The sequence below is a fragment of the Sulfitobacter rhodophyticola genome, assembly GCF_041281685.2.
In the GTDB taxonomy this organism is placed as follows: Bacteria; Pseudomonadota; Alphaproteobacteria; order Rhodobacterales; family Rhodobacteraceae; genus Sulfitobacter.
Map to the genome: position 1 here is coordinate 3,862,133 of NZ_CP166251.2, position 12,774 is coordinate 3,874,906.

At 60.2% G+C, this 12,774-nt stretch carries 7 protein-coding genes; 4 read left to right on the plus strand and 3 right to left on the minus strand.

Going from position 1 to position 12,774, the window contains the following annotated elements:
- Nucleotides 1-39: 39 nt before the first annotated feature.
- Nucleotides 40-3,438, minus strand: coding sequence for an indolepyruvate ferredoxin oxidoreductase family protein (locus tag AB4X18_RS20045; protein ID WP_432816957.1), 3,399 nt, complete (start codon nt 3,436-3,438; stop codon nt 40-42).
- Between the two features lie 166 nt (nt 3,439-3,604).
- Between AB4X18_RS20045 and AB4X18_RS20050 the strand changes: the two genes are divergently transcribed.
- From AB4X18_RS20050 to purL, 4 genes are all read left to right on the plus strand, one after another.
- Nucleotides 3,605-4,507 carry a LysR family transcriptional regulator gene (locus AB4X18_RS20050; protein ID WP_370401722.1) on the plus strand — a complete coding sequence of 301 codons (903 nt, stop codon included), beginning with the start codon at nt 3,605-3,607 and terminating at the stop codon, nt 4,505-4,507.
- 270 nt (nt 4,508-4,777) lie between these two features.
- Entirely contained in the window at nt 4,778-7,069 is a 2,292-nt protein-coding gene (locus AB4X18_RS20055; RefSeq protein ID WP_370401723.1) for a mechanosensitive ion channel family protein, read from the plus strand.
- 195 nt (nt 7,070-7,264) lie between these two features.
- Nucleotides 7,265-7,795 carry a hypothetical protein gene (locus AB4X18_RS20060; protein WP_370401724.1) on the plus strand — a complete coding sequence of 177 codons (531 nt, stop codon included), beginning with the start codon at nt 7,265-7,267 and terminating at the stop codon, nt 7,793-7,795.
- Nucleotides 7,796-7,951: 156 nt separating this feature from the next.
- Entirely contained in the window at nt 7,952-10,111 is a 2,160-nt protein-coding gene (purL, locus tag AB4X18_RS20065) for a phosphoribosylformylglycinamidine synthase subunit PurL (RefSeq protein ID WP_432816958.1), read from the plus strand.
- Between the two features lie 229 nt (nt 10,112-10,340).
- Here purL and AB4X18_RS20070 read toward each other — a convergent pair whose 3' ends face one another.
- Both AB4X18_RS20070 and AB4X18_RS20075 read right to left on the minus strand, forming a co-directional pair.
- On the minus strand, nt 10,341-11,603 hold the full coding sequence (locus AB4X18_RS20070; protein ID WP_370401726.1) for a vWA domain-containing protein: 1,263 nt from the start codon (nt 11,601-11,603) through the stop codon (nt 10,341-10,343).
- A 63-nt stretch (nt 11,604-11,666) separates the two neighbouring features.
- Nucleotides 11,667-12,575 carry an AAA family ATPase gene (locus tag AB4X18_RS20075; RefSeq protein ID WP_370401727.1) on the minus strand — a complete coding sequence of 303 codons (909 nt, stop codon included), beginning with the start codon at nt 12,573-12,575 and terminating at the stop codon, nt 11,667-11,669.
- Nucleotides 12,576-12,774 lie beyond the last annotated feature (199 nt).

Here is a 12,774-nt window from a genome sequence, read left to right on the forward strand (position 1 = left end):
CCGCAAATTACCGCATCATTGCAACACTTACGTGAACCATCACTCCGCGGCCTTTGCCACCTGTGGCCCGCCTGCATGGATGACGCTGAGCAATTCTTCGCGGCGCTTGGCGGCCTTGGCCTCGTTGGCCTGCTTGACGGGGCCGAACCCACGAATGTCCAACGGCAACCGCGCAAGGGCCACGATCGCGTCGTGCGTTGCATCTGTCAGCTTGGGCAGCACCGCTTTCATGTCCGCCTCATACTGCCTGATCAGCGCACGTTCCATCTTGCGTTCCGCCGTGTAGCCGAAGACATCCAGCGGCGTGCCGCGCAGCCCCTTGAGGCGCGCCATCAGGCGCAGGGGCCGTTCCAGCCATGCGCCGAATTCCCGCTTCATTGGCCGACCATCGGGGCCTTTCTTCGACAGCATCGGGGGCGCCAGGTTGAAGGTCAGCTTCAGATCGCCCTCGAATTCCGCCTGCGCCTTTTCCCGGCTGCTCAACAGCAGACGCGCAACTTCGTATTCGTCCTTATAGGTCAATAGCTTGTGATATCCTTCGGCCACCGCCGAGCGCACATCGGCATCCGTGATCCGTTCCAGCATCCTGCCATAGCGTTTTGCCAGACGCTTGCCCTGATAGGCCACCAGATGATCCTTGCGGAAGGCGATTTTTTCATCAAGCGTTTTGGGCAGGTGTACGACATTCGGCGTCAGCACCGCTTCTGCCTCTGCAGGGAACAGAACCGCCCAGCGCCCCAGCTCAAACGCCTTGAGGTTCCGCTCCACCGCGGCACCGTTCAGGCGGATGGCGTCCTGAACGGCCTCCAGCGTCAGCGGGATCAGCCCGCGCTGCCACGCGCCACCAAAGATCATCATGTTGGAATAGATCGAATCCCCCAGTGTTGCCTTGGCCAGATCGGAGGCATCAAACAGCGCCACATCGTCTTTCAGACGTGCCTGCAAGGCCAGTTCCATCCGGTCGTACGGCATCTGGAATTCGGTATCACGGGTGAAATCGCCCGTGATGATCTGATGCGCGTTCACCACCGCCCCAGTACGCCCGGCAGCGGTCAGCCCCAGCGTCTTGTTCCCCGCCGAGGTTACCAGATCCCCGCCAATCAGCGCGTCGCATTCGCCTGTAGCCACGCGAATGGCACTGATGTCTTCAGGCCGTTCCGCCAGGCGGCAATGGATGTTCACCGCACCGCCCTTTTGCGCCAGACCGGCCATTTCCATCATGCCGGCACCCTTGCCGTCAATCTGCGCCGCCTGCGCCAGCACCGCCCCGATGGTCACGACACCCGTGCCGCCCACCCCGGTGATCACCACGTTATAGGTGCCATTGATCGTTGGGAGATCGGGCAAAGGCAGATCAGGGATGGTGACTTCCGTCGTCGGCTCCTTGCGGATTTTTGCGCCTTCAATGGTCACGAAAGACGGGCAGAACCCTTTCACGCAGGAGAAATCCTTGTTGCAGGACGATTGGTCAATCGCGCGTTTGCGTCCCAGTTCCGTCTCTTTCGGCACGATGGACACGCAATTCGACTGCACCCCGCAATCGCCGCAGCCTTCGCAGACATCGGTATTGATGAACACACGCTTGTCCGGGTCCGGGAACAAGCCCCGCTTGCGGCGGCGGCGCTTTTCGGCCGCACAGGTCTGAATATAGACGATCGCGCTGACACCTTCGGTGGCGGCAAAACGCCTTTGCACGTTCATCAATTCCGCCCGTTCAAAGGTCTCCACCCCTTTGAAAGCGCTGAAATCGACGTCTTCCTTCTCATCATAGACCACGGCAAGGGTCTTGACCCCCATCGCTTTCAACTCTGCCACGATGCGCGGCGCGTCCAGATCGCCTTCGTTATGCTGCCCGCCGGTCATGGCGACCGCATCGTTGAAAAGGATCTTGTAGGTGATATTGGTTCCCGCCGCCAAAGCCGCGCGGATGGCCTGCACGCCGGAGTGGTTGTAGGTGCCGTCACCAAGGTTCTGGAAGACATGCGGCGTGTTGGAAAACGGCGCCTCCCCGATCCAGTTGGCCCCTTCGCCGCCCATGTGGGTATAGCCCAGCGTTTCGCGGTCCATCCACTGCGCCATGAAGTGACAACCGATGCCCGCATAGGCGCGGCTGCCCTCAGGCACCTTGGTGGATGTATTGTGCGGACAGCCCGAACAGAAATAGGGCAAGCGCGCGGCAAGGTCTTCGGCATTGTCGGCCCGGCGCGCTTCATCCAGCTTTGCCAGCCCGGCCTTGATCCCGTCCGTTTCGCGCCCCTCTTCGCACAGGACGTCACCAAGTTTCTGTGCAATATCAATCGGATCAAGTGCCCAGCGCGCGGAAAAGAACTCCTTGCCGTTTCTGGTGCCGCCGTAGACGCGCCGCCCGCGCCGGTCATCAAAGATGGCTTCCTTGATCTGCACCTCGATCAGCTTGCGCTTTTCCTCAACCACCACGATCAGGTCCAGACCTTCGGCCCAGTCGTGGAAGCCCTTCATGTCCAGCGGCCATGTCTGACCGACCTTGTAGGTGGAGATACCCAGCCGCTCGGCCTCGTTCTCATCGATATTGAGCAGGCTCAGCGCATGGACCAGATCAAGCCAGTTCTTGCCCGCCGCAACCAGGCCGATCTTCGCACCGGGCTTGCCCCACATGCGCTTGTCCATCTTGTTGGCATGGCTGAACGCTTCGGCGGCGTGGCGCTTGTGATCGATCAGGCGTGCTTCCTGTGCGATGCGTTCGTCCACCAGCCGGATGTTCAATCCGTCCTTTGGCATGGGGAAATCTGGTGTCACGAATTGCAGCCGGTGCGGATCGCCATTGACAACGGATGTCACCTCAACCGTGTCCTTCATGGTCTTGAGGCCGACCCAAAGCCCGGAATACCGCGACATCGCCCACCCATAAAGGCCGTAATCCAGTATCTCCTGCACCCCTGCCGGAGAGACGACCGGCATGTAGGTATCCACCATCGCGAATTCGGACTGGTGCAACACGGTAGATGATTCACCGGTGTGATCATCGCCCATCGCCATCAACACACCCCCGTTGGCGGAGGTCCCTGCCATATTGGCATGGCGCATGACATCGCATGACCGGTCCACACCCGGTCCCTTGCCGTACCACAGGCCGAACACCCCGTCATACTTGCCCTCGCCGCGCAGTTCGGCTTGCTGACTGCCCCAAAGCGCCGTTGCGGCAAGATCTTCGTTCAGGCCAGGCTGAAAGAGGATGTTGCTTTGTGTCAGTTGCTTTTCCGCACGCATCATTTGCAGATCGACCGCACCCAGCGGGCTGCCACGATAACCGGTCACAAGTCCGGCCGTGTTCAGCCCCGCGGCGGTGTCCCTTGCGAATTGCATCAACATCAACCGCACCAAAGCCTGGGTGCCGTTCAGCAGCACCGGAGATTTCTCAACATCGAAACGGTCGTTCAGTGAAATCTTCTGCGTGGTCATGATGACCCTCCTCGGTCACGTGGCGTCGCCGGATTTTCCGCCATTATAGGTCACAATTACTGACCTGTATAGCGACTTTTCGTCGGACGGATCCGATAAATCGAACGCCGCCCCCTGTTCTCATCTTCAATATAAGATAGGAGTCCCCCAAGTTGGAGGACCTGACATGGATTGGGACAAGCTGCGCATTTTTCATGCGGTGGCCGATGCGGGGTCGCTCACACATGCCGGCGACAAACTGAACCTGTCGCAATCGGCGGTCTCCCGCCAGATACGCGGGCTGGAAGAACAGTTGAACACGAACCTGTTCCACCGGCATGCCCGGGGGCTGATCCTGACGGAACAGGGTGAGTTGCTGTTTGATGCGACGTCAGCCATGACCAAGCGCCTTGACGCCGCCGCCGCCCGCATCCGCGACAGCGAGGAAGAAGTGTTCGGCGAACTCCGCGTGACGACCACGACGGGCTTTGGCACCCTTTGGCTGGCACCGCGCCTGTCCAAGCTCTATGACCAGTATCCCGACTTGAAGGTCGATCTGATGCTGGAAGAACGGGTTCTGGACTTGCCCATGCGCGAAGCGGATGTCGCCATCCGGTTCAAGGAACCCAGCCAGGCCGATCTGATCCGCAAACGCCTGATGACCGTGCGCATGTGCCTTTACGCCACTCAGGAATACCTGAATGCAAATGGCACGCCCGCCTCGGTCGAGGACCTGAGCGAACACCGTCTGATCTGCCAGAACACCGACAGCGATCAGGTGGGCGCGGGTCTGAACCTGATCCAGACCCTGCTGGTGAATGACGTCCGCTCCATGCTGACGGTCAACAACTACTTCGGCGTGCTTCAAGGGGTGCTGCACCACCTTGGCATCGGAGTCCTGCCCGACTACCTGGTGGAAGAGTTTTCCGATCTTGTTCAGGTTCTTCCTGAAACCGAGTCGGCCGAGGTTCCCGTGTTTCTGGCTTATCCAGAGGAACTGCGGCAATCAAAGCGTGTCGCCGCGTTTCGCGACTTTGTTCAGGACGAGATCATTGCGTACCGCAAGACGTTGAAACAAAGACAATCTTGATAAGGTATGCAAAAAGCGCATAGCGGGTTTGCCCCAAGAAATGCGCATCTGCCTTGAAGGAGGCAGCCCTGCCACCTAATTTAGCTTTATGAAAACGGCAGCCCTTCGGGTGCGCCGCTTCATACCTCCCTGTTGGACTTGGCCGAGCGTAATGCTCGGCCTTTTTTTTGGCGCGACGCAGGCGGGGATCCTGCCGCATGCCATCCATTTCTTGTAATTGTGGGGATTTCCGCATCTCTTGGGGCAAATAAGTAAGTAAGGTGGCCCCATATGCTGCGCCTGAGATGCATGACGTTTTTCGCACTTGTGCTGTGTGTGCTGTTTGCCTCGTTTCTGGCACACCCTGCGGCCTCCCAGACGCAGTTACTGGCCCCGTCCGATACTGAACAAGCCCCCGTCACGCTGCCCGATCCGTTGACGCCGGAGACCGCGAATGCCCTGCTGTCGCGCCTGTCGGACGCAGATGTGCGCGCGTTGCTGCTTCAGCAGCTCAACGCACAGGCGGCGGCGACCCTTGTGAATGATGAGACGGCGGTAAACGACTTCGTCTATCATGCCACTACCGGTGCGACCCAATCCATCACAGTGCCCATCGAAAGGCTGCCGTTGCTCTTTAGCGAACAAGGTCGAGCATTTTCGAACTTCTTTGCGAGTGTCGGCGGGGCGACGGGCCTTCTCAGTCTGCTTGGTTATATGATTGTCGTTTTTGGTGTGGCTGCGGTGGCGGAGTTGATCTTTCGCCGATTGACCCGTGACTGGCGCATTCTGCCGCCCGCAGACCCAGAGAACATAACCCTGCGCGAGACCATTCAACTGCTCGTCCAGCGTCTGACCACGCAAGTGGTGGCGGTGGTCGTCTTTGTTCTGACCGCGCGCACCTTCGGCAAGGCAATCCTGCCGGAGACGTTTTTCCCTGTCGTGCAAATGGTGGGCATCTATCTGATCGGTTTTCCGCGTTTCATGCTGGCGATTGCGTTCTTCTTCTTTGCGCCGATGAACCCGGAATACCGCCTGCTCAGTGTCAATACCCGCGCGGCGCGGGCCTTTTGTTTTCACCAGTTCTGGATCGCCTCCCTGATTGGCTTTTCCGGCGCGATCACGATCTTTAACGCAAACAACGGCGTCCCTCCCGGCGAAACCCGCCTTGGGTTCTGGCTCAACCTTGCACTGCATATATATCTTATCGTCATTTTCTGGCGCTACAGGTCGGACGGTGCCGCGATGATGCGCGGATCGGACCCGGATGTGACCCCGGCGGAGGATTTCGTTGCGCGTTCCTACCCCTATGCGAACATCTTCATTTTCGTCGCGGTCTGGTGGGTGATCAACATCGTGGTCAGCTATGGCAACTTCGAACTCCTTGCCAGCGCGCCGCATTACAAGACCATGATCCTGCTGATGTTCGCCCCTGCGATGGACACCGCCATCCGTGGGCTGGTCCGGCACCTGACCCCCGCCATGACGGGCGAAGGCCCCGTTGCTGAACGCGCCTACTATGCCACCAAACGCGCCTATATCCGCATTGGCCGCGTAGTAATCTTTGCTGTTGTGGTGCTGTCGATCGCGGAATTCTGGGGGATGAGCGCGACGGCAATTGCAACGGCAGGTGTCGGCGCGCGCTTTGCAGCCTCAATCATTGAATTCCTGATCATCATGTCCATCGGGTATCTGCTGTATGAAGCCGTTTCCCTGCTGATCAACAGAAAGCTCGCAGCAGAAATGACGGCCAGCGGCATTGACCCCGACACGGCGGATGTGGGGGGTGACGGCGGCGGCGCGGGCGGCTCGCGCCTGTCCACGGTGCTGCCGCTGATCTTGCTGGTCGCGCGCAGCTTTATCGTTGTGCTGTTCCTTCTTCTGGGGCTCAGCAACATCGGCGTGGACACGACCCCACTGCTGGCTGGTGCCTCCATCGTCGGTCTGGCCATCGGCTTTGGCGCGCAGAAACTGGTCACTGACGTCGTCTCTGGCGTGTTCTTCCTGATTGATGACGCCTTTCGCACCGGCGAATACGTCGAAGTCGAGGGTACAATGGGCACGGTCGAGAAGATCTCCATCCGCTCCATGCAATTGCGCCACCACAAAGGCCCGGTTCACACCATTCCCTACGGCGAGATCCCCAAGATCACGAATTTCTCCCGCGACTGGGTGATCATGAAACTACGCTTTACCGTTCCATTCGGGACGGACCCCAACAAGGTCAAGAAAATCTTCAAACGCATCGGGCAGGAAATGCTGGAAATGGAGGAATTCAAGGACGACTTCCTGCAGCCCTTCAAGTCCCAAGGGGTGCTGGAGGTTGACGATGTAGGCATGGTGATCCGGGGCAAGTTCATGTGCAAACCCGGCACGCAGTTCATGATCCGCAAGGAAATCTTCAACCGCGTCAATGCGGCGTTCGAGGAAAACGGCCTGGAGTTCGCCCGCCGCGAAGTGCGTGTCGCCTTGCCCTCCATGGAAACGGCGCACGACCTGACACCGGAAGACACGGCCGCGATTTCCGCCGCCGCCACGCAGGCCGCCCAGACACAGCTTGAGGACACTGCCAAGGACGACCGGTAAGCCCGTTACCCCTAAAGTGCGAAGCGCCTCTTGAGAAAGAAGTTGATCCATTAAAGGCTGTTGAAACAGCAATTTAACTCCAGTTTTGTTGAGATCCCGAAAATTGGTCTGGAACCATATCCGCGTGGCGCCGTTGGGTATCCGAGCACCGCATCACTGCGGAATTAATGTACCCGAACGATTGGAGTAACGATCATGACACGCAAGATTCTGATGACCACATCCACCATTGCAGCCCTCGTCGCCGCGCCGCTGGCGCATGCCGACGGCAGCATCGAATCCGAACTGCCCGGCAACAGCCCCGCCATTACTGACTATGGCACAAAGACAGACGTGGGCTCCCTCACCAACAGCGACAAGGAGCAGCTCGGCACCCGTTTCGGTGTGGGGATCGCGGAATACGACCCGACACGCATGACCATGCCGGAAGAAGAGTATATGGCGCTGATGACCGCAGTGGGCGGTGACTTTGCCACCTCCGATGGCATGCTCTTGGGTAAGGTGACAGCGATCGACTTTGACGCACAGGGCAATCCGGAGCTTTCCATCGCGCTTCTGGAAGATACCAGGTTCGACGCGGAAAACCTGATTCTGACCCTGCTGCCCGAAAGCGTGAAGTTGAGCGGCAACCAGATCATCATCGATGAAACCGCAGACGATCTGTATCTCGCTGCAAGCACGTCGACAGCCCGCGAAGTGCGGACCGTCAACGTCAACATCATGTAACCACAAATTGGATGATCCGGGATACCAATGGCCCGGGATCAACCAACATAAGGGCGGCCCCCCGACGGGGCCGTCTTTTTTGTGCGTGGCACCTTCCCCCTTGCAGCCCCATCCACTAAGAGACGGGCGATAAAGCTTGAGGGGGCCGCAGCCATCATGACAGAACCTGCCATCACCGATGACCTGATTGCGGCCCATGGCTTCACCCTGGAGGAATACGCCGAGGTCAAGCGCATCCTGAACCGTGATCCCAATTATACGGAAATGGGCATATTTTCCGCCATGTGGAACGAGCATTGTTCGTACAAGTCTTCAAAGAAATGGCTGCGCACCCTGCCCACGACCGGGCCCCAGGTGATCTGTGGCCCCGGTGAAAACGCGGGCGTCGTTGATATCGGCGATGGGCAGGCGTTGGTCTTCAAGATGGAAAGCCACAACCATCCCTCCTACATCGAACCCTACCAGGGTGCCGCGACGGGCGTGGGTGGCATCCTGCGCGATGTCTTCACCATGGGCGCGCGGCCCATCGCCTCCATGAACTCCCTCAGCTTCGGGCGGCCCGATCATCCCAAGACGCGCCAATTGGTGCACGGCGTGGTGGCGGGCATCGGCGGTTACGGCAATTGCTTCGGCGTGCCCTGCGCGGGCGGCGAAGTCCGCTTCGACAGCGCCTACGATGGCAATTGCCTCGTGAACGCCTTCGCGGCAGGTCTGGCAGACGCCGACAGGATTTTCTACTCCGCCGCTTCCGGCGTGGGCATGCCGGTTGTCTACCTGGGTGCGAAGACAGGTCGCGACGGCGTCGGCGGGGCAACCATGGCCAGCGCCGAATTCGACGATACGATCGAGGAAAAACGCCCTACCGTCCAGGTCGGTGACCCCTTTACCGAAAAGCGCCTGATGGAAGCAACGCTGGAACTGATGGCCACGGGGGCAGTGATCTCCATCCAGGATATGGGGGCTGCGGGCCTTACCTGCTCCGCCGTGGAGATGGGCGATAAAGGTGGTTTGGGCGTGAAGCTCAATCTGGAGGCCGTCCCCCAGCGGGAAGAGAACATGACCGCCTATGAAATGATGCTGTCGGAATCTCAGGAACGCATGCTGATGGTGCTCAAGCCGGAACTTGAGGCCGAAGCGCGCGCGGTCTTCGAAAAATGGGATCTCGATTTCGCGATTGTCGGCGAAACCATCGCCGAAGACCGCTTTCTCATCACCCTGAACGGCGACGTCAAAGCCGATCTTCCGCTGAGCAAACTGGCGTCCACAGCGCCGGAATATGACCGACCATGGGTCGAAACACCGCGCGCCGACCCCTTGGGCGATGTCGCCGGTGTCGATCCCATCGACGGCCTCAGGGCGCTAATCTCCGATCCGAACTACGCCGCGAAAAACTGGGTCTTCGAACAATATGACACCATGGTGATGGCCGACAGCGCGCGCACCCCCGGCATTGGCGCGGGCATCATCCGCATCCACGGCACCGACAAGTCCATCGCCTTCACCTCTGACGTGACCCCGCGCTATGTCAAAGCCAACCCCCTCGAAGGCGGCAAACAGGCCGTTGCCGAAGCCTATCGCAATCTCACTGCCGTTGGGGCAACCCCACTGGCCACTACAGACAACATGAACTTCGGCAATCCGGAGAAACCCGAAATCATGGGTCAGTTCGTCGGCGCGATCAAAGGCATCGGCCAGGCCGTCGCCGCGCTCGACATGCCCATCGTTTCCGGCAACGTGTCGCTCTACAATGAAACCGACGGTGCCGCGATCCTGCCCACGCCGACAATCGGCGCGGTGGGTCTCATCGATCACCCCGATCACATCATCGGACATGAGGTCCGCGAAGGCCATGTGGCGCTCTTGCTGGGTGAGACCATCGGCCATCTCGGCCAGTCCGCCCTCCTCGCCGCCGTGCACGGGCGCGTCGAAGGCGACGCCCCGCCGGTCGATCTGACGCGGGAAAAGGCCCACGGCGATTTCATCCGCGCCAACCGCGAGATGATCAAGGCCTGCACCGACCTCAGCGATGGGGGCCTCGCGCTGGCCGCGTTCGAATTGGCAGAAGCCGCAGGCGTCGGCGTCACCCTCGACACAGACGACACCGCGCAGCTTTTTGGCGAAGACCAGGGTCGGTATCTGATCGCCTGCAACTTCGATCAGGCCGAGGCGCTGATGATCGCTGCGGGTCAAGCGGGTGTGCCGCTGACCACGGTCGGCAAATTCGGCGGGCAGGATGTCACCTTCGGCGCCACCTCCGCGCGGCTTTCAGACCTGTCGCAGATCTACCGCAGCGCGTTTGCGGATACTTTCGCCTGAACCTTTGGTTTCGGAGCCGCCGTTGCTTGAGCATGGGCAGGCGCGCGGAGGGCTGGCACGCAAGCAAAATCGCCGAGGGACCCGCTTGCGGGAGACGGCTATTTTGCTTGCGGGGCAGAACTCCGGGTGCCAGACCGATGATCATGCAAGGGCGGCTCCGGGATCCTTTGGTTTTGGTGGATCCCGAAGCCAGAATCAAGACTATCGTGCGCGCCAGCGCTCAATCAGATCACGCGCCCTCCAGCGCCGCCAACAGCCGGCCCTTCTCGCCCATGTCATCGGGCCTCGATATCACCTCCGCCAGCGCCTCCAGCGACGCGATGGAATGGCCTGCGCGGAAGCTGTCCACATGCGGCAGCATCGCGCGAATGCCCGCAGCCTTCGGCGCGAACCCATCCCATCGCAACAAGGGGTTCAACCAGATCAACCGGCGCGCCGTCAGGGCAAGCCGCTGGGTCTGACGCGCCAATGCGTCCGGATCGTCCCGGTCCAGTCCGTCCGTGATCAAAAGCACTACCGCGCCCTGACCCATCACGCGACGTGACCAGTCCCGGTTGAAGGCCTCAAGACAGGCACCGATCCGCGTGCCACCTTCCCAATCCTGCGCCTCTGCCCCGGCGGCGGCCAGCGCGGCATCCACATCCCGCGTGGCCAGATGGCGGGTGATATTGGTCAATCGGGTGCCGAAGGTGAACGCATGCACCTTGGCCCAACCCGCCCCCTTCGCATTGCTGACCGCATGCAGGAAATGCAGGATGATCCGGGAATACTGGCTCATGGAGCCGGAAATATCGCAGAGCACAACGAGGTTGGGATAGCGTGGGCGTGGGGTTTTCAGCGCAAGGTCATGCATCTCTCCGCCGCGGCGGAGCGCGTTTCGCAAGGTGCGCATCGCATCAATCCGCCCCAGATGTGCCGATTGCGCCCGCCTTGAGGGCAAGGGTTTCACCGGCAAGGATAACCGCGCCAGCATCCGCTTGGCCTCCGCCATTTCCGCAAGGCTCATCTGTTCGAAATCGAGGGTGCGCAGGCGCTCCTGCGACGACATGGTCAGGCTGGCGTCGATCTCCACCAGCGTTTCCTCATCAGAGCCTTGCGCCTCTTCATCCCGGTGCGGCGCCTCCGCCCCATCCAGCAAGGCTTCCGCCGCGCGTTTCTCTGCCGCCTGTGCGGTGCGTTCTTCCTGCACACCCCGGATGGCGGGCAGCATCGCCGCCATCATATGTTCCATGTACCGCGGATCGCGCCAGTAGAGCCGGAAAAGCTGTGCAAAGACGCGACGGTGTTCGGGTTTGTTCACGAAGCACGCATGCAGCGTCCAATAGAAATCACGTTTGTCGGTGAAACCGGCCACTTCGACCGCGCGGATCGCATCGATCACCCGGCCCGGCCCGATCGGCAGGCCCGCCCGACGCAGGGCACGCGCGAAGTGGGTGATGTTGCCCGCCAGTTTCGGGTCATCAGGTAATTCGAGAGGGACATATTCAGGCAAGGATGCCTGACTGGAGGGTTTTACCCTCCAGACCTCCCAGGTTTTTTGAACCATTTGGAAGGATCATGCGAGCTCCAGCGATGCCTTGGCCTGATCGAGGATGCGTTTGGCTTCCGATCCATGCAGTTTGGCGATGTCGTCCTGATATTTCAGGATCGCGCCAAGGGTATCGGCAATGACCTCCGGGCTCAGGGTGATGACATCCAGTGCCAGCAGGCATTTGGCCCAGTCGATGGTTTCGGCGACCCCGGGCTTCTTGAAAAGATCCTCCGTGCGCAAATGCTGCACGAAGGCCACGACTTCGCGGCTGAGGTTTTCGGAAGCTTCGGGTGCGCGGGCGGCAAGGATTTCCATTTCCCGGTCGAAATCGGGGTAATCGACCCAGTGATACAGGCACCGTCGCTTGAGCGCGTCATGCACTTCGCGTGTGCGGTTTGACGTCAGGATCACGATGGGCGGCTCAGGCGCCTTGATCGTCCCCATTTCGGGGATGGTCACCTGAAAGTCGCTGAGCGCTTCAAGCAGGAACGCCTCAAACGGCGCATCTGTGCGGTCCAATTCGTCAATCAGAAGGATCGGCGCGCCGTTTTCATCGGGTCGCATCGCTTCGAGCAGCGGCCGTTCGATCAGGAATTCATCGCTGAACAGCTCCGTTGTCAGGGCATCGCGGTCCGCTCCGCCGGTGGCTTCGGCCGTGCGGATCGCCACCATCTGGGCCGGAAAATTCCATTCATACACCGCCGAAGACGCATCCAGCCCCTCGTAGCATTGCAAACGGATCAGCCTGCGGCCCAGCGATGCGGCAAGCGCCTTGGCGATCTCGGTCTTGCCGACGCCTGCCTCCCCTTCCAGAAACAGCGGTCGGCCCAGTGTCAGGCTCAGGTACACCACCGTGCCAAGGGCACGGCCGCAAATATAGCCCTGGGCGCCCAGCATCTCCTGCACGGCGTCGATCGAGGTTGGCTTGTTCATGTAGGTTCTTCCTCTCTTTGCCCCAAGGTGCATCTTGGCCTTGCGGGGTCAAGGGCCGCGCCAGTGCCAATTTACCACGCGCCCTGACCATGGCCGCCGGAATGTTGACGTGATTCGGCCCCGATGGCATACCTTTGGCACAAACATGAGGACCGGGGCGCCTGCGTACCCGACCCAGAGGCGGACATGAGACAGCACA

Excerpts from the sequence above, each read along its gene's own strand:
- AB4X18_RS20060 (WP_370401724.1), top strand. The coding sequence starts at position 7,265 with ATGACACGCAAGATTCTGATGACCACATCCACCATTGCAGCCCTCGTC.
- purL (WP_432816958.1), top strand. The coding sequence starts at position 7,952 with ATGACAGAACCTGCCATCACCGATGACCTGATTGCGGCCCATGGCTTC.
- AB4X18_RS20050 (WP_370401722.1), top strand. The coding sequence starts at position 3,605 with ATGGATTGGGACAAGCTGCGCATTTTTCATGCGGTGGCCGATGCGGGG.
- AB4X18_RS20055 (WP_370401723.1), top strand. The coding sequence starts at position 4,778 with ATGCTGCGCCTGAGATGCATGACGTTTTTCGCACTTGTGCTGTGTGTG.
- AB4X18_RS20045 (WP_432816957.1), bottom strand. The coding sequence starts at position 3,438 with ATGACCACGCAGAAGATTTCACTGAACGACCGTTTCGATGTTGAGAAA.
- AB4X18_RS20075 (WP_370401727.1), bottom strand. The coding sequence starts at position 12,575 with ATGAACAAGCCAACCTCGATCGACGCCGTGCAGGAGATGCTGGGCGCC.